The 17,400-nt window shown below is 59.3% G+C and carries 14 protein-coding genes; 2 read left to right on the forward strand and 12 right to left on the reverse strand.

Translation table 11 applies throughout. From position 1 onward, the window contains the following. The 3 genes from C7T36_RS13305 to C7T36_RS13315 all read right to left on the reverse strand — a co-directional run. On the reverse strand, positions 1 to 2,939 hold a 2,939-nt coding region (locus tag C7T36_RS13305), incomplete at its 3' end, for an isopeptide-forming domain-containing fimbrial protein (RefSeq protein WP_258190608.1). Between the two features lie 967 nt (positions 2,940 to 3,906). After that, positions 3,907 to 4,653: a glycoside hydrolase family 25 protein gene (locus C7T36_RS13310; protein WP_045065998.1), complete on the reverse strand. Its 747-nt coding sequence runs from the start codon at positions 4,651 to 4,653 to the stop codon at positions 3,907 to 3,909. A gap of 62 nt (positions 4,654 to 4,715) precedes the next feature. Continuing rightward, positions 4,716 to 6,053, reverse strand: coding sequence for an amylo-alpha-1,6-glucosidase (locus C7T36_RS13315; protein ID WP_045065999.1), 1,338 nt, complete (start codon positions 6,051 to 6,053; stop codon positions 4,716 to 4,718). A gap of 127 nt (positions 6,054 to 6,180) precedes the next feature. Between C7T36_RS13315 and C7T36_RS13320 the strand changes: the two genes are divergently transcribed. Then, on the forward strand, positions 6,181 to 7,092 hold the full coding sequence (locus C7T36_RS13320; RefSeq protein ID WP_033235253.1) for a cation transporter: 912 nt from the start codon (positions 6,181 to 6,183) through the stop codon (positions 7,090 to 7,092). A gap of 46 nt (positions 7,093 to 7,138) precedes the next feature. Here the strand turns inward: C7T36_RS13320 and C7T36_RS13325 are convergent, their stop codons facing one another. From C7T36_RS13325 to C7T36_RS13360, 8 genes are all read right to left on the reverse strand, one after another. Continuing rightward, positions 7,139 to 7,588 (reverse strand): RidA family protein, encoded by a 450-nt coding sequence (locus tag C7T36_RS13325; protein ID WP_258190609.1) that lies wholly within the window; start codon positions 7,586 to 7,588, stop codon positions 7,139 to 7,141. Next, entirely contained in the window at positions 7,581 to 9,170 is a 1,590-nt protein-coding gene (locus tag C7T36_RS13330) for a gamma-glutamyltransferase family protein (protein WP_045066002.1), read from the reverse strand. The genes C7T36_RS13325 and C7T36_RS13330 overlap by 8 nt, the downstream gene beginning before the upstream one ends. Continuing rightward, positions 9,167 to 9,556 (reverse strand): Rieske 2Fe-2S domain-containing protein, encoded by a 390-nt coding sequence (locus C7T36_RS13335; protein WP_033235411.1) that lies wholly within the window; start codon positions 9,554 to 9,556, stop codon positions 9,167 to 9,169. The genes C7T36_RS13330 and C7T36_RS13335 overlap by 4 nt, the downstream gene beginning before the upstream one ends. A 38-nt stretch (positions 9,557 to 9,594) precedes the next feature. Further along, positions 9,595 to 11,034 carry an aldehyde dehydrogenase gene (locus C7T36_RS13340; protein ID WP_045066003.1) on the reverse strand — a complete coding sequence of 480 codons (1,440 nt, stop codon included), beginning with the start codon at positions 11,032 to 11,034 and terminating at the stop codon, positions 9,595 to 9,597. After that, positions 11,034 to 12,275 (reverse strand): NAD(P)/FAD-dependent oxidoreductase, encoded by a 1,242-nt coding sequence (locus C7T36_RS13345; protein ID WP_045066004.1) that lies wholly within the window; start codon positions 12,273 to 12,275, stop codon positions 11,034 to 11,036. Before C7T36_RS13345 ends, C7T36_RS13340 begins: the two co-directional genes overlap by 1 nt. Next, a complete protein-coding gene (locus C7T36_RS13350) occupies positions 12,272 to 12,622 on the reverse strand; it encodes a Rieske 2Fe-2S domain-containing protein (RefSeq protein ID WP_033235258.1) in 351 nt (116 codons plus the stop codon). Before C7T36_RS13350 ends, C7T36_RS13345 begins: the two co-directional genes overlap by 4 nt. Before the next feature lie 87 nt (positions 12,623 to 12,709). Next, complete coding sequence (locus tag C7T36_RS13355; RefSeq protein ID WP_045066006.1) at positions 12,710 to 13,429, reverse strand: TenA family transcriptional regulator; 720 nt, start codon at positions 13,427 to 13,429, stop codon at positions 12,710 to 12,712. A 136-nt stretch (positions 13,430 to 13,565) separates the two neighbouring features. Next, positions 13,566 to 14,012, reverse strand: a complete 447-nt coding sequence (locus tag C7T36_RS13360) for a heme-binding protein (RefSeq protein ID WP_033235260.1) — start codon at positions 14,010 to 14,012, stop codon at positions 13,566 to 13,568. A gap of 173 nt (positions 14,013 to 14,185) precedes the next feature. On the opposite strand from C7T36_RS13360, the gene C7T36_RS13365 reads away from it, so the two are divergent. Further along, positions 14,186 to 15,883 (forward strand): CdaR family transcriptional regulator, encoded by a 1,698-nt coding sequence (locus C7T36_RS13365; protein WP_239654662.1) that lies wholly within the window; start codon positions 14,186 to 14,188, stop codon positions 15,881 to 15,883. Positions 15,884 to 15,885: 2 nt separating this feature from the next. On the opposite strand, the gene C7T36_RS13370 is transcribed toward C7T36_RS13365, so the two are convergent. After that, on the reverse strand, positions 15,886 to 17,268 hold the full coding sequence (locus tag C7T36_RS13370; protein ID WP_045066009.1) for an MFS transporter: 1,383 nt from the start codon (positions 17,266 to 17,268) through the stop codon (positions 15,886 to 15,888). Positions 17,269 to 17,400 lie beyond the last annotated feature (132 nt).

A 17,400-nucleotide genomic window follows, 5' to 3' on the forward strand; every position in this document is an offset into this window, starting at 1 on the left:
TCGGTCGTCACCGGCGGAGGAGTGATCTCCGGACCGGTCGGCGGCTTCGCAGTACCCGTGACCTTGTTGTTGATCAGTGTGCCGCCGGCAACACCGTCGTTGACCTTCACCTGGTAGGTCAGAACAACCGACTTACCCGCTTCGAGCGCACCAGTCCACGAGAGCATGGTCCCCGACAGAGTCGGAACAGCGGCAGGAGCACCATCGACCGTCGCCTTGAGCGAACCGGCCACGAGCGTCGCGTTGTCGAGAACCTTCGACAGATCATCGGTCAACACCACCGGATCAAGGGTCGTCTTACCGGTGTTCGCACCCGTCACCGTGTACGTGATCGTCTGACCAGCATTGACGCCGGTACCCGGCGCCGGATCCGCTGTCTTCGCGACCGTGAACCCAGGAACCGAGTGATTCGTCTCCACCGAAGGAGGAGTGATCTCTGGACCGGTCGGCGGCTTCGCAGTACCGGTGACCTTGTTGTTCAAGACTGTGCCCGCGGCAACGCCGTCGTTGACCTTCACCTCATAGGTCAGAACAACGGACTTACCGGCTTCGAGAAGTCCGGTCCAGGAAAGCGTGGTGCCCGACAGCGTCGGGGCGGCGACAGGAGCACCGTCGACGGTCGCCTTCAGCGAACCGGGAACGACAGCAGCATTGTTGAGAACCGCACCCAGATCATCGTTGATCTTTACCGGATCAAGGTTCGTCTTGCCGGTGTTGGTTCCGGTGACGGTGTACTTGATCGACTCGCCGGCCTGAACCGTCGAACCGGAAATCGGATCAGCAGTCTTCTCCAGTTTGAAGCCGGGAACCGAGTGATTCGTCTCCACCGTAGGAGGAGTGATGTCCGGACCGGTCGGCGGCTTCGCAGTACCCGTGACCTTGTTGTTCAGAACCGTGCCCGCGGCAACGCCGGCATTGACCTTCACCTGGTAGCTCAGAACAACAGACTTACCAGCCTGGAGATTGGCGGACCACGACAAAATGCTGCCCGACAGGGTCGGAGCAGCGACAGCAGCACCGTCGACGGTCGCCTTCAGCGAGCCCGGAACGATAGCAGCATTGTTGAGAACCGCACTCAGATCGTCTTTGATCGTCGCGGGAGTTAGGGCCGTCTTGCCGGTGTTAGCACCGGTGACGGTGTACGTAATTGTATCGCCGGCCTGAACCGTCGAACCTGTCGCGGGCACAGCGGTCTTCGCGACTGTGAACCCGGGCATGGGATGCGTCGTGCAGAGATTGGTTGCAGGATCACATGTTGTGGGAGGAGTTGTTGTCCCCGGAACGAGGTAGTTGTTCAGGACTTTGTTACCACCGTCTTTGACCGTGACGGTGTAGGTGACTGTCCCTTTGCCGCCGGCTGGCAATGTGCCGCCGACTTTGATTTTGTCGGCGCCATCCAATGCAGCGGTGAGTCCGCCTGTAGCAGCACCGACCGCAACCGTTCCGTCATCAATGACGTCGGCAAGGAAGTCCGTGTAGTCGATCGTTGCCGGCGCAGTGCCGGGATTCTCGAAATTCAGAGTGTAGGTGATTGTTTGGCCGATATTGACAGTCTCACCGGTAGGTGGTGACGACGACTTCTTCACGAGAACCGGGGTATTGATGATCTTGCAGTACGCGTTGTCACCAGGTGCCAATGCTGTCTGCGCAACTCCACCAGCTTGAAGATTCTTGGCCACACCATTGACCTGGCAGTCCCACTTCGTCGCGTAGTTCGCGGTCTTGGTCGCCGAAGTAGTGGGCTTCTCCCAGAACGTGACGGGGGTAGGCGTCGTGTCAGCGAGGAGCATCCGCCAACCGGTGGACGCGGTGGTATCCGTAGCTCCGGTATCGGTGGTCTTGAGCACCTGTCCGCTCGCAGCATTTGCATCGGCGAAAGTACCGGTGCTTGTTCCGATGGTGAAGTCGTCGCCAGGACTGACTCGCGTAAGTTCCTTGTCGATCTTGACCCTCGGCAACAAGATGCCGAACGCAACACCCTGTCGGGACGTTGAATCCGTGGTGTTTCCGAAAGTGCCCGCGAAGGAAGTCGGCGCTGTCGCAGCCAGTACTACCGCTCCAGGTGAGTAATTCTTGCTGAAATCGTTGTCCCACCACGAGTCGCACCGAACCGAGTTCGTTCCCAACCCGGTCAGTCCATCGGCGCCCCCGACCGTGCCGTTGCAGGCCCGAATCGGCGGCCATCCGGCAGTTCCGGGTATACCCATGGTGCGATCGATCTGACGAAAGTTCTTGTCCGACTGGAAGGACAGGAACTCCTTGTTGTTATCGGCAACAGGGTCCGTCGATTCGGCATCCGCCACAACAAGCCCGTAATTGTTGACGGATCCGTTAGGCCCATTCATCACGATATTGTCGAGCTTGATTGTTCCGCCGGACTGGACCCTCGTCGACCCGTTCATGTCCGGAACCGTTTGGTACAAAGCAGGCTTGACCGTGTTGGGAACACCCGTATACGCGACAGTGCCGAGCGACGAGAATTTCGCCTCGGCAGGCAAGGGACGCGCAGTGACGCCCGTATGCGGCTTTGTCGTGGATCCGTCAATCGAGTTGACCAGCTTGGCATTGAAGCTGATGGAGTAGATATCCGTCAGCTTGACTGTCATCGGCTGTCCAGCTGCTGAGGTTGCGGCAGCCTGGTTGAACGTCGACATATCGATCCAGCAGATGTTCTGCGAGAGATTGCCGGTGTTGGGCGCACTGAACGCACAACCAGTGGGCGGTTGCTCGTCCGGCAGAACAGCGGCGCGAGCCGGCGTCTGAGCCTGAACGGGACCGCCGAGCGTCGCGGCCGGCTGTGCTGATGCAGCTACTGCCGTCGCGCCGGAGAGGCCGAGAATCAACGCGATGGTGGTCCACACCACCGTCCACGCTCGCACCCAGGGCGGTAGCCCTGCGGTGAATAAAGCCGACCTTGTCGGCGGTAAGTCGTTAGGCATTTCTAGCTCCCCAGGATGTGCCTGATCGATATTCGGTGGACGGAGATGCGAGAGCGATTGCGCGAACTCCCGTTTGATCGGTTGGTTCGGGTCGGTGCGCCGGTTTTCGGCTGATCGACCTCGCACCGGACGCTGCTGCCGGTCCTGCCATTCGAGCTCCTCTTCGGGTAACACCTGCGTGTTGGAAGAGCCGTCCTGTGCAGGACTTTGGCCCTCGAAATCCATGCAAATCGAGAGCAATCTTCCAGTTATCTCGATCAAGATAACAGATAACCGGGAGCTTGCCCACCGAAAGATGGATAAAGCAGACTGATAGTCGCTTTCCTTCGTTGATCGAACAAGGTCCGCTGGGTAGCTTTGGCCAACCGGACAATCTGACAAAATTGGCCGTCGCTGGGTCACACACGACTTGAAGCGGCGTTTTGGCTGGATACGCCGGGTCGCTGGAATAATGGGGTGTCCTGGCAGATCTAGACAAATGACCAGTGCGCATAACCGCTGTTGGATGCACCACAGCGTATGAACTTCGACCCGGAACACTTACAACCGACGATGGTTCCGTCGGCAGCCCGAACGCGCCGAAATCGAATGAACGATCGCAATCAATTCATTCAGGGCCGTAGGTAACGAAGTGAGGGGAAGCCCCGATAGACGGATGGCAGGGGGCTCAAAACGCCACTGGTACGTGCCTGTAACCACCCGGTAAGACCAAACTTCAAGTCCGTTTTGTGAAAATTTCCACGGGGGATTTCAGCCAATTTCCCACCATAGCTATCATCTGAGCCCACGTAGCTAGCAAAGTGTTCCCCGATTTTGGCTACCGCTCCGCTGAATTTCTCGTAACCACAGAGCTACATGCGGACCAATCGGTCACGCATCACGGGACACAGCAAACAACTTTCCAGGTCCTGAATAGGGCCAGAGGGCCCGAAAAGGACACTGCAAGAGCGCAAGCAGTCGCACACGCCTAGCTGCTGCCGAGCCCCACGCTGTTGGAGTAACGGCCGAAGTCACCCTGGGCTCCGCTGTAGACATTGATATCGGTGTTACCGACAATCCCCGGTATGCGTCCTGTGCTCGTGTACTGCCAGAAGGTCCAATTCGACCACCCACCAGGCAAGGGTCCCGGAGCGCTCTGACCGTTGTAGTCAGCAATCCAGAGCGGGTAGTGGTTGAACTCGGTTGTGTTCGCCATCTGCGTGTACCAGAAGTTGGGATACGTGTAGATGATCGGCTGCCGTCCCGTCAACGCCTGGACGGTGTTCAGGTACCGGTGAGTCCAGTCGATCACCTGTGATGCCGGCAGGCCTTTTGCGTCTTCGAGATCGAGGACGGGAGGCAAATCTCCAGGACCGTTGATACCGAGGACCATCGCCGCGTAGAACGCAGCTTGCGCTTCCGGCGACGCTCGCACGTCTGCGTAGTGATAGGCGCCGCGCGCAACGCCCGCAACGCGCATGCGAAGGCAATCCTGGACGAAATACGGATTCACGTAGTTCAGCGACTCTGTCGCTTTGACCATCGCGAACTCATGCCCCGACGCCCGCACCTGGAACCAGTCGATACCGGTTCCATCCACATGCTGCCAAGACGAAACGTCCGGCCCGCGGGGAGCATCAGCCGCAGCGAGACCCGGGGCCGTCAATGCAACGGCCGCAGCCATCACGATCGGGGTTAGTCTGCCTAAGGTCCTGACGGTGCGTCGCTCGGCCATTCCCCGAGCGTAGGGACTGCTGCCGGATTTGTCTGTTGTTTCACGAACTATTCAGACGCTGGTCATCCCAACCAATCGAGAACCGCTGCCGCCGTCCAGGATTGCTGCATGCTGCCCAACGGCTCACCCGTAAAGGGTTCGTAATACTCGGCAAAACTGCCGTCACTGGCCTGCCTGAGTCCCTCCGCCCGGAGAACATACGATCGTTCAGCCCATCCACGACGCGCAAACGCCCATGAGAACAGCCAGGTGATCACCGGCCAGACAGGTCCACGCCAATACTCACGCGGACGGAAATCGCCGGACACCGGGGAAGTGGACGGCGGGACGGCAAATCTCATGTCCGGATGCCCGCAGAACTTCGGCCCCTCGAACGTTCGTAACAGCGAACGTTCAGCATCGCGACTAAGTCCACCACACAACAATGGCGCAAACATTGCGATGGTCTCGGTATTCACCCAGCGTCCCGTACGGAGATCAAAATCCTTTGCCGCGCCGCTTCTTTCGTCCGTCGTGGCTATGACACCTCGACGGAATCGGTCTGCCCAACCGCGCAGATCTCGCACATCGGAGTTCGGCCGCGAATGTTCCTCGCCAATGGTCGCCAGGACATCGCAGGCCATGGAGAAGACGGCTGAGACAAATACGTCCTCGACTGCAAAACTCATTGCGGTAGAAAGCTGTTGGTCGTCGTAGCGCACCGATTTCATTTCTTCGAGCAGCCACAGATAGCGATCGTATTCGTGATCCTTGGGACGTTGCGTCAGGTCCGTTACAACAGCAAGGTCGGCTCGCTGGTACGCAGGAACCTGTCCCGCAACAACATTCCCGTACGCCGCATCCCAACGTGGAGAGTTGTCCATCCCCGATTCCCAGCCGTGATAGAGCGCTATCCGACCATTACCGTCGAGATCTCGTGCCTCGGCAAGCCAACGATGCCACCGAACCAGATCATTCCACCGCCGATCCAAGAACTCCTCGGCAACCGCTCGCGTCGTACGGCCGTGACGACGTGAATGATCGAGGATTCGTTGCACGGCAATCGCATGTACCGGCGGTTGGGTAATCCCGGATGTCGCCGTGCCTATCGGCGCATGCGCAGCCAACGCATTGACGTCCCACCGCGTCGGACCGGGAAAATAGCCGTCGACGCCGTTTGCAAAAACGATGTGCGGGATCATTCCGTTCTTCCACTGCGCGTCGAGCAAGGTATCGAGTTCTACAACGGCTCGTTCCACACTCAACGGAGCCAATCCGACAGCAACAAACGCCGCGTCCCAACTCCACATATGTGGATAAAGCTTGGGAGCAGCGCTAGTCATCGTGCCCAGATCATTACCGCGCAGCAGATAGGCGGCTCGGGCAGCGAGCTGTGTCGGGGTGAATCCACGGTCGGCCATAGAAGTCTATTTTGCGTCGAGTACGGCTTCTGCGCTCATCGGAGTGGCGCGGTGAGTCTTTCTCGGAACCACTTTGCTGGTATTCCTACGGGAAGAAGTTACTAAACCGACAAGGCGGTTGCGGGTCATGGGCATCAAAGAAGAGTCAGCGGAGCGCGAGCGCAAGACCCTGCGGTACTCGCTGATGGTTGCGACAGCCTTGGCAGTCCTGGCCGCGGTGTGGGGGTGGATCTCGCAGTCTCAGGTAATCCTGCTCGACGGTGTGTACGCACTGATCGGCATGGTTCTGACCTGGATGTCGCTGCGCGTCTCCCGGATCGCAGATTCAGGCCCGACGGCGCGCTTCCCGTTCGGCAAGGAAGCTCTGATTCCGGTGGTGATCGCCATTCAGGGCATGGCATTGTTGGCAACTCTCGCGTACGCCGCCGTAGAGGCCGTACGGGTCATCCTGGCCGGCGGAGCCGATGTGACGGCCGGGTCGCTCGCAGCTTACGGCGCGATCAGTGCAGCAGTGTCCGTACTGATCTGGCGCTACGTCGGAAAGGTCGACCGCACATCCGATCTCCTGGTGGCCGAGGCCAGGCAGTGGGGAGCCTCGGCCGCCTTCAGCGCGCTGGTTGCCGTAGGCGCCGTTGTCGCAATGATCCTGGGGCGCACCGATTTCTCCGATGCCGATCGATACGTCGACTCCGTGCTCGTCCTGATCGGCTGTGCGATGCTGGTCCCACAACCCTTGGCTCTGTTGCGAACTGCTCTGGTGGAACTGCTCGAAGGCGCTCCCAGTCAACAGGTTCAGGCGCATGTCCACGACGCGATCGCAGCTGTTCGCGATGAATTCGATTTGGATGAACCAGCCCTGACGATGAGCAAGGTCGGCCGCAAGCTGTACATCGAAGCCATGTTCATGGTCCCTCCCCATACGTGGGAGATCGACGACGAAGATGCGGTACGACGCACATTCGCCAAACACCTCGCCGATCTGCCGTACGAACCATGGCTCAACATCGAACTGACCACAGATCCTGCCTTGATGCTGTAGACCTATCATATTTCGCTCGATGCGAGGTCTCACGGAGCCAAACCGACTATGCGTGAGGCTTCATATCGACCACGGCCGTGATGTCGACTTCCACCGGAGCACCTGACGGAAGGTTCTTGACGCCAATCGCGGCACGAACGGGAAGTGCTTCCCCACCGAGTATTTCAGCGATCACCGCCGACGCACCGTCGGCTACTGCCGACAGATCGAAGAAGTTGTCTGCGCAAGCCACATACACCGTCATGCGCAGACAGCGCTCGACTCGATCCATCCCTCCTGCGACCGAAGCAATTGCGGTGAGCGCATTCCGAGCGCACATCCCCGCAGCGGTAGCCGCATCCGCAATGTCTACCGCCTCGCCGACAACTCCGGACACTTGGAGGACTCCGTCGATCCGCGGTGTCATCCCCGCACTGTAAGCAATCGAGTCGTGAACTGTTGCCGCCATGTACTGTCCCTGCGGCACGGGCCCTCGCACAAACGAAATATCAGACACCGAGAGCTATCCCTTCCTGTCGAGGATCGGCTGCGCCGCTGAGTAGCCCACGCTCACGATCGAGTGAAATCACCTGAGCGCTGCCACCACCATCCCATGCTCCCTGAAGCGTCACATCGTGTCCTCGACTACGTAATTCGGACAACGTGGACTTTCCTATCCTTGATTCGCACCGAAGCTCAGCGGGCCGACCGATCACGTCTGAATCACTGCCCGGGTAAACCGTGAATCGCGGTGCCGCCACAGCCTCTGCCGGGTCGAGTCCGTGGTCGAGCAAATGGGACAGCAATTGCATGTTCCACTGGACCTGCCCGTCTCCACCCGGGGTGTTACCCACGTGAAGCAGTGCCCCCGCGGTGTCTGCTGCTATCCAAGCATTGAGAGTATGCACCGGTTTACGTCGCGGCGAAGCCGAATTTGGATGCCCTGGAATCAGATACGCACCACGACCGAACCTGTTGTTGAGTACTACCCCCGTACCCGGGACCGTGATCTTGGAACCGAAAGTGAAGGCAAGGGAATGAATGAAGCTGACCGCTCTTCCGTCGGAGTCGACGGCGACGATCGACGTGGTGTCCCCGCCGGCCACACTGAACTCCCGTCGCCTCGACTTCGCATCCAATGATGCTCTCGATCGGGCCACTGTGTCGGGTAGCAGCAGTGTTCTCCATTCGTCATTGTCACTACCGCACAGTGCAAAGCGATCCTCGAAGGCGAGGCGGGCCGCCGATGCCAATCGGTCGATCGCGGGTGCCGCCATCCATGGCGAGTACCCGACTACACGGTCGCACAGAGCGGCTTGCTGAAGAACCATCCAGCCTGGCGTCGGCATCGCCGTCTGATATACCACCGCACCCGCGTACGTGCCGGCTATGGCGGGTTCCGGGTCGACCTTGAATCCATCCGCCCACTCGTTACCGCTGAAAGGCGCCCCACGTTCACGCAGTGTCGACACAGCTTTCTGAGCGAAGGATCCGAGATAGAAGTCCGCGGGATCGGACGCAAGTGAGCGAATCGTTCGAGCTAGATCAATTTGGGGGAGTTGTTGCCCCACATGAGGTAACCCGCCGCCGGGAAGATAGACAGCGGCGAGGCCGGGATCCAGCGCAATCGCCAGATGGGCTTCCCGGATGTCTTGGAGGGTCTTGGCTGAACACGGTAAACCTCGTTCGGCGCTACCTGCCGCCGGTTCCCACAAGTCAGACAGAGAACGTGTCGCCCCATTGGCATGAAGTGCTGCCAGGGCCGCAGGGGCGCCCGGTACGGCAACACCAAGGGGTCCGTCCAAGGGAATCGAGGTCAAACCTTGATCTGTGTAGAAATCCGTCTCTCCACCGTCTGGCCCGAATCCACTTCCTCCGACCGTCCAGACTCGTCCGTCGGGCTCACGCACTACAGCGAAGGCGTCTCCACCGATTCCGCATTGTCCTGGCAGTGCCAGCCATGTCATCGCCGCCATGGCGAGTGTCGCGTCGATCGCATTGCCGCCGTCGGCGAGAACCTGCACACCGATCGTGCTGGCTGCCGGATGACTGGAAGAGACCATGCCCCTGGTCGAGAGGGTTGGTGGCCTTGTGGTCATGTCAGGCCGCGGGTTGCACGTCGGCGGGGAGCTGATGTCGTGTCCGATGGGTCGAACCCGACGAAAATCTCTCCCTCTCGTTCTTCGACGGCGTATGTCTTGATAGCCACCGTGGCCGGCGGATATACCGGCTCACCCGTCTCGAGATCGAACACACTGCCGTGACATGAACAACCTATGCCGTCCTCTACGAGTTTGCCGGAAGACAGGAGACAGTCAAGATGTGTGCAGTAGTTGGACGTCGCGTACGCCTTACCGTCGAGTCGGGCGACGGCGAATTCGTGCTCGCCCGAAAAGAATCGACGGACAAGTCCTTCCGTCACCTGACCCGACCGAGCTACGCGGACGAACTCGACATTATCTGCTGCGGTCTTCTCTGGTTCCATGACGGTCCCCTCTCCGATTGTGCTGTGGTCGGCGGCGCTCATGCGAGCCCGCTCAGGTAAATCGTCTTCTCGCACTGGTAGAAACCCATCATCGATTCGCCGGCCTGCTCTTTGTTGGTCTGCGTGCTCGACGCCTTGAATCCACCGAACGGCGCGTTCATGCTCATGCCTGTCGTGGGTTGATTGATCTTCACCAGTCCCGTCTTCGTCCGAGCGGCAAAAGCCAACGCTGTTGCAATGTCGTTGGTTACGACCGAAGAGCTCAAGCCGTATTCGGTATTGTTTGCGAGGTCGACTGCACTGTCGAAGTTTTCGGTGCGCAAGAAGACCAATAGTGGACCGAATACTTCTTCGGTTACGATGCGCATTTCGGGTGTTCCGCCAGAAAAAACCGTTGGGGTAACAAAGAAACCATCAGCATTGTCATCGTGCGGCGTTCCACCGCAGATCAATTCAGCTCCATCGTCCAGACCTACCTGAACATAGTCCAAGAACTTTCGGTATTGTCCTGCGCTTGCCAACGCACCCATCGTGACGCCCTCGTCGCCGCCGGCCCCGACGACCAACTTCTGTGCCAGTACAACAACTCTGCTGAGTAGGTCATCATGGATGGCATCAACCGCAACAACGCGGCTTGTTCCGGTGCAGGCTTGGCCAGATAACCCGAAGGCGCCCTTCACAATCAATGAGGCTGCCTTGTCGAGATCGGCACCTTCCAGCACTACAACCGGATTCTTACCGCCCATCTCGAGCTGACTGCGGCGTTCCGGACCGACGGCGGCGTGGATCGCCCGTCCGGTCTGGGTGGACCCCGTGAAGGTGATGGCATCGACGCGGCTGTCTGCAACCACGGCTGCGCCTGCCTTTCCTGATCCTTGTACCAACGCGATAACCCCGGGAGGCAATCCACCGGCAAGTAGTGCCTCGACAAGACGCTGCCCCATCAAGGGAGTCAACTCGGATGGCTTGAGTAGCAGCACGTTTCCGGCGGCAAGTGCCGGTCCGATCTTTCGTGACGGTATGTTCAGCGGGAAGTTCCACGGCGTGATCGCCCCGACAACGCCGACCGGTTCACGGACGGTGAACACGAGACCTTCTCCCGGCGACGGGTATGTGGTTCCGGTAGTGCGAACAGCCTCGGCCGCATAGAAGCGCAAGTTCATCGGGGTACGCCCGACTTCCATGGTCGCTTCTGCGCGAGTCTTGCCTTCTTCTCGAACGAGTTCGTCGACGAGAGCCGCCGCATTCGATTCAAGGTTCGCCGCAGCAGCTTCCAGAATTTCTGCACGACGTTCGGGTGCGGTCGCAGCCCACGCCGGGGCTGATTTGATCAATGCGGAGACGGCAATTTCGACGTCATCGTGTCCGGAGTCCGGGAATGTGCCAATTACGTCGGATCGATCAGCCGGATTACGACGCTCGAACGTCGCGCCGGACTGTGCAGCGACCCATCTACCGTCGATATAGTTCAGGCCCATCAGTTGCTCGCCGCCAATTCTTCGTCATCCAGCAGATCAAAAAGGTCAATGTCGATGTCTCGCAACCGGTCTGCGCTACACTGTTTGCCGATCAGCTCACGCGCTGCCCCGATGTCGTCGCCGCGGTCGAGCGCGAATGCCCCACGCACAATTCCGTCATCGAGATAGAATGCTGTGAACTCTCCGTCGTGCACGTTGCCTCTCGTGACGATCTCGGTATGTTCGGCGCGGCCGGTGAATTGAAGATTGACGCCGAACTGGTCGGACCAGAACCAGTGCGGTGCATCGTTGACGCCTTCGCGACCCAGCATCAGGTTTGCCGTCGCTGCGCCCTGCCTGCTGGCGTTGTCGAAGTGCTCGACCCGCATATGGCGTCCCGCCCTGTCGGAATAGCGTGAAGCGACATCCCCGGCTGCGAAAACGTTGGGCGTTGCTGTACGTCCTTGCACGTCAACAACTATTCCATTGTCGACGGCCAGTCCCGATGCACGTGCGATCTCCACATTCGGTTCGATTCCGATTCCGATGACAACAACATCGGCGCTCACGATCTCACCCGAACTCAGCGAGATGCGAACCTCCGACTGTTCGGTGTGGACCGCCGTGACGTCGACGCCGGTAACGACGTGCACTCCATTGTCGCGCTGCAATCGGGTGCAGACGGCGCCCATTTCTGCGCCGACGATATGAGCGAGCGGGATCGGCGCTCGTTCGATGACCGTAACCTCGCACCCCAGACTTCTTGCTGTCGAGGCAATTTCGAGACCCACGAATCCGCCGCCGATGAGCGCTACGTGTGTTCCCGGACGAAGGTGGGTCGACAAGCGCTGTGCATCGTCGATAGTGCGGAGATAGTGCGTACGTTCCGGGGCAGGTCCGGTGACGGCCATCGTACGTGGCCGACCACCGGTTGCGATCAGCACCGCGTCCGCCGCGATCGTACGGCCGTCAGCCAACTCGACGACGCCCGCGCCTGTGTCGATGCGACTCGCCGCAGTGCCGGTCAACAATTCCACGTGGTTCTTTTCACGCCAGGACGGCGGCAGCAGCATGAGGGAGTCGAGCGACTCCGTGCCGGCAAGAAATTCCTTGGACAGAGGTGGCCGTTGATACGGCGCATGGTTCTCGTCGCCGATCAACACGATACGGCCGTCAAATCCCCTGCGGCGCAGCGTACGTGCTGCAACTGCGGCAGTCTGTCCCGCACCGATGGAGACGATGGTGCCGAGGGTTGCGGTCATGACAAGGCCTGTTCTCGTTCGGACGCCACAACGGTGCGCGGTGTCAAATCCACGTAGATGACGTCGTCTGCGACGGTTACGGGATAGGTCGGTTGGCAGAGGTCTTGGTCTTCTTCGTAGCCGGACTCGAGGTCGAAAGCCCATTGGTGTCCTGGGCAGATCACCCGCCCATGCAGAATCGTGCCCTTTGTGAGGGAGCGATCGGCGTGTATGCACAGGTCACGGAACGCATAGATACGCCCGTTGGCTTGAAAGAGTGCGATCGCGGTCGCGCCCACCTCGACGCGCAACTTGGTGCGCCTTCCGAGGTCGCGCAGGGCCGCGACGGCGGTCCAGTTCGTATCCATGTCTTCCCTTCGACAACTCGAGAATTCGATCGACTCGGCAGATGGCGGAGTCACCGTTCCGCCACCCGCCGGGACAATCAATCAGCTTCAGGCAGTGATGAGTTCGAGGTCAGACGCCACATAGGTGTCGTAGAGTCCCTTGGTGTAGCTGAAGCGCATTTCCGCACCCCACTTGACCAGCTGCAAGCAGCGGGCCTGCAACTCCGGGGTGTCTGCGTGGTCGAGCACGATCTGGTAGCCGCGCTCACCGTGCACGACATCGGATGTGATGTGCAGTTCGAAGAATTCGATCTCGTCCTCGGTGAATCCGTATACTTCTCGAAGCGGAATTATCTGCTTCTTGTAGATACTCGGGACCTGTGATTCCAGCCCGACAACCAGCGCTGCCGTCGCGACAACAAAGTGTTCACGCTGGGAAACGGCGTAGCACCAGGACTGTAGTCCGCGAGTTATGGCACTCATATTGGACGGATTCTCGATCTGCTCACGAGTGGTGCCGCATGCCTCACCGAACTTGATCAACAGATCGGTATGGCGAATATCTGCCAGTTCCTCCTCGTACATGTTCTGGAGAGTGAAGTCCTTGGCATTGGTGAACGTGTCGGGAGTATTCGAGTAGATGTTCGCGAGGTAGTCGGCGAACGGTCCGACGTAGTGGTAGTGGTTTTCGGCCCAGCGCGCGAAGTGGCGCTTCTCGAGCTTTCCATCTGCCCATGCCTTGCTGAAGGAAGCGTTTGCGGCCTCGCGGCCAACCAGCGCTCCTTCGAGAGCTGCGCGGAAATCTTCGCGGTTCAAGAGTTCGGTCATGATCTGCCTCGTTCTTTCTTGATGTTAGAAGATGATTCGTTGCCGACGGTAATAGGCGTTGCGGCGGTTCACTATGGTCAAAAGATCCGAATATCAACGTCTTTCGAGTGCACTGTGCACTTTTCGAACGAGTTTGTCAGACGTTGGCAGACGTGAGCGCCTCGAACTCCGCAAGCATGGCGGCACCTACTGCTTTGTCCTGCTTGCCATTTCCGCCGCTGATACCCACTCCCCCGACAATCTGACCGTTGTACAGCAAGGGGAATCCGCCGACGAATACGGCGAACTTACCGGGGAGCATGTGGCTGATGCCGAATGCTTCGTTGCCGGGAAGGGCTGGACCATCCGGGGCCTCGTTGAACAAGTGCGTCGCGCGCTCATGTCCTGCGGCGGTGAAGGCTTTGGCGATCGAGATGTCGACTCCGGTCAAACGTGCACCTGGCAACCTGTGCAGTGCAAGCACATTGCCCCCGTCGTCGACAACACACAGTGTCTGCTTGACGCCGATCTCTTCTGCCTTCGCACGTCCGGCGGCAAGCAGCGGTAGAGCATCGTCGAGTGTGATCCGGTGAACTTGGTGCATATCGTCTCCGTCGTGTTGGTTGGGCTGATAGATGGATTTCTACCAGCCCTGATCCCTCCGCACGATGGTCAAAAGAACCCGGACGAGCAGCACTGTGATAGTCATACTGCACATGACATGGGCTGGTTCCGTAGGTCATACTGCACACTTGATCCACCGCGAGGAGCGCAGTCATGAACCATCGACAGACCGAGAACATGACGGACTCGGAGCAATTCGAAGCCGAACGATTATCGCTACGGGGTCTCCTCGAGGAACCGATCTTCGACAAGGCGCACGTGCTGTCAGGTTACGACCAGATGGACTCCCAGGTTACGTGGTGCCTACCGTGGGACGAGGTGTTGAGCAGGCCGGATTCGCTGGTAGGCGTCGTTGTCTACACCCGTCCGGATGCTCTTTCGGGCGCCGCCCTGGCATTGAAATCGCTACTCGCGCGTGGTGCCAGTGCTGTGATCGTCGACGGGACGGCTCCTTCCAGCACAGTCTGGCCGAAGGCACTACCGGCGGTGGAATTGGCTTTCCCCGTTGGATTTACCGTGCTGAACAAGCTCCTCGCCGAGCGCGCACTCACTCAGGAAGCTCATGTGATGCGGTACGGGGTGATGGTTCATCAGTCTCTTGCTGCCTTACTTCACCGTGGCGCCGGCGTACCGATGCTCGTTCGCGAAGTAAGCTCTCTCACCTCTCGCCCCGCCCTCGCCCTCGACGTCCGGGGAAGGTTGATCGTCCAGTCCGGACTACCCGCCGAAGACAGCGAAGCGACTGCGGCGCTGGTGCAGTCCCTGACGGCAGCCCTTCCGAGCAGGACGGAAGAAGAAGTTCTCCACGCACATGAAGTGCATGTTCTCGAGCTTCCTCCGGCGCATTCGAATTCAGTTTCCGTGACAGCAGTTGCCTCTGCCATGCATCTCGCCGGTCGGCATGAGGGATGGGTTGTCGTCCTTACGCTCGCCGGCAAACCACGGCGGCACGACATCGCTCAGTACAAGGTAGTCGTGGAGCAAGCCGGCTCGATTATCGGTGCCGAGATGCTACGGCAGCGAAGCGTCGACGAAGCTGAAGAGCGCGCCAAGGGCGACTTCGTTCAAGCCCTTGTCCACGGAAACTTCGCCAGTGACCTCGACCTGAAAACTCGCGCCGAACTCCACGAAATTGATCTCGACCTCGACTACATCGTCTTCGTCGCACCTGGATTGGTCGACCGGACGGGCCCGCATCCGGGCGCAAGTATGGTGCGTCTCGCCCGGTACGCGGCAGGCGTACTGCCCCAGGTGGATGTCGCCTCCCACGTAACCGTGATCGGCGATTTTCTCATTGTCGTCAGGTCACTGCGAAGCGAGAGTCAGGACGAGATCGACGACTATGCCAATGCCATGTCCTTTGATCTGGAAAAGCGTCTGGGACAGCGTATTCCGGTGACTCATGGCCGACGATCGCACGGAGCGAAGAATATCGCCGCAAGCTACCGTGACGCTCGAATTGCACTCGGTATCGCAGCGCGACTCGAACTGTCGGGTTCGGTCTCGTACCGAGATCTCCGCGGATTCGGGGTGCTTGCAGTTGCGGCCGAGTCAGACGAAAGCCGTCGGTTGATCGACGACATACTTGGGCCCTTACGAGGCCCCGGCGGACCACCGGACTTCGAGAAAATCCTGTTTGCTTATCTCGCCGAAGCCGGAAACATCAACGCTGCGGCCCGCAAACTTGGCTTGCATCGAAATACGATGATCTCCAAGCTTGATCGGATCTCTCGGTCGATGGGTCTCGATATCAAGCAAGCCGAAAATCAATTCACGATCTGGTTGGCATTGAGGTTGGATCTTTTGGCCACGGTGCGAGCGGGTGTTGACCGAGAGACGCGGAACACCTGAAATCACACCGCGATTGGATCCTCGCCGACAAAGGTTGCCGCGAACCCGACGGCAACAACAGCCGAGGTGATCCCGAATAGGAGGGCAAACGGACTGTCTGCCACATTAACGGCGATTCCGACCCACGCGGCTCCCACTGCAGACCCGCCGAAACGGATCAGATTGAACAGACCGAGCCCCGTACCTACTGCGCCGGCAGGTGAACGGGTCGAGCCTGCTGCAGCAGGCGTTTGCACCATCGCGACTCCGACTCCGACAACAATCAGCACCCCGCTCAAGGACCACATGTTCCGGACGTCGAGCTGAAGAATCGTTGCAAGAACGCATAATCCGACGATCAAGATCGACAAACCGCAGCGCATCGTCATTCGGCCGCCGAGCCTGTCCACGTAGCGTCCGACTACCGGTGCTGAAACGGTCATCGATAGCGGCAGTACAAAGAGAACAAGTCCAGCCGAGGTCGTGGAGCTGCCGCCTGAAGTCAGGTAGAGCGGTAACGCAAGCAACGTGGCTCCCAGCGCGAACATCTGAGCAAAAGCCGCGAGTGCGCTTCGCAGGAAACGTGATTCGAGGACCAGATCTATCGGAACGAACGGGTCCTTCGCCCGTAGGCACCAGGCAACGAACACAGAAACCAGCGCGATTCCGGCAACAACGAGAATTCCACTCAGCCAAGCATTTCGACTCCCTTGCGAAGCGAGACTGATCCCGAGGACGATGGAGCCGGCGCCACTGGTCAGCGTGATCGCACCCACCCAGTCCAGCTGCATCTTCTTCGCGGGGTAACGCGGAATGAACTTCATGGTGGCGAAGTAGCCGATGAGCGCCGCTGGGATGAGTGGAACGAATACCCATCGCCAGCCCATCAAGTCACTCACCACACCGCCCAGTGAAGGTCCCATGGCCTGCCCGATTCCGTTGACTGCAGCCCAAGCCCCGACTGCTCTGGCCCGCCGCGCCGGGCCGAACAGCCAGGCAATGAGACCCATGACGGCGGGCGCGAACGCGGCCGCCGCAACACCTCCGAACGAGCGCCACATCACCAGCACCGGGAGTGACGGTGCCAATGCCGCGCCCAGCGAGCAAATCGCAGTGCCGATCAACGCTGCGCAGTACACCCGCCTGCGCCCGAACCGATCACCAATCCAGCCTGCCAGGGGCATCGCCGCTGCGAAGGTCAACAAGAATGCGACGACAACAAAAATTCCACTACTCAATGGAGCTTCGAAATCGTCGAGTATGGCCGTGAGTGGGACGTTGACGATGTTGTTGCTGACCGTTCCGACGAAAGTTCCCACCAGCAGTGCGGCAAGTGCGGGTGATGTGCCCTCGTCAACTCCCGCATTCATCCTCGATGCGGTCACGCCCGTAGTTGCACTCATCATGCTATCCGTTCCATTGCGGTTTGAAGGCAAGGCACAGAGGAACCACGTGCCCAGCTAAGGTTAGGGTACCCACATTTAATGGCCAGAATGTCATCGAAAAGCGCAGTCGCGCAACAATTCTTAACTCAACGG

The organism is Rhodococcus sp. AD45-ID, assembly GCF_003023755.1.
Classification (GTDB): Bacteria; Actinomycetota; Actinomycetes; order Mycobacteriales; family Mycobacteriaceae; genus Rhodococcus_F; species Rhodococcus_F globerula.

Bases quoted from the DNA above. Each gene is read 5' to 3' on its own strand.
- C7T36_RS13310 (WP_045065998.1), bottom strand. From the start codon at position 4,653: ATGGCCGAGCGACGCACCGTCAGGACCTTAGGCAGACTAACCCCGATC.
- C7T36_RS13315 (WP_045065999.1), bottom strand. From the start codon at position 6,053: ATGGCCGACCGTGGATTCACCCCGACACAGCTCGCTGCCCGAGCCGCC.
- C7T36_RS13320 (WP_033235253.1), top strand. From the start codon at position 6,181: ATGGGCATCAAAGAAGAGTCAGCGGAGCGCGAGCGCAAGACCCTGCGG.
- C7T36_RS13330 (WP_045066002.1), bottom strand. From the start codon at position 9,170: ATGACCACAAGGCCACCAACCCTCTCGACCAGGGGCATGGTCTCTTCC.
- C7T36_RS13335 (WP_033235411.1), bottom strand. From the start codon at position 9,556: ATGGAACCAGAGAAGACCGCAGCAGATAATGTCGAGTTCGTCCGCGTA.
- C7T36_RS13340 (WP_045066003.1), bottom strand. From the start codon at position 11,034: ATGGGCCTGAACTATATCGACGGTAGATGGGTCGCTGCACAGTCCGGC.
- C7T36_RS13345 (WP_045066004.1), bottom strand. From the start codon at position 12,275: ATGACCGCAACCCTCGGCACCATCGTCTCCATCGGTGCGGGACAGACT.
- C7T36_RS13350 (WP_033235258.1), bottom strand. From the start codon at position 12,622: ATGGATACGAACTGGACCGCCGTCGCGGCCCTGCGCGACCTCGGAAGG.
- C7T36_RS13355 (WP_045066006.1), bottom strand. From the start codon at position 13,429: ATGACCGAACTCTTGAACCGCGAAGATTTCCGCGCAGCTCTCGAAGGA.
- C7T36_RS13360 (WP_033235260.1), bottom strand. From the start codon at position 14,012: ATGCACCAAGTTCACCGGATCACACTCGACGATGCTCTACCGCTGCTT.
- C7T36_RS13365 (WP_239654662.1), top strand. From the start codon at position 14,186: ATGAACCATCGACAGACCGAGAACATGACGGACTCGGAGCAATTCGAA.
- C7T36_RS13370 (WP_045066009.1), bottom strand. From the start codon at position 17,268: ATGATGAGTGCAACTACGGGCGTGACCGCATCGAGGATGAATGCGGGA.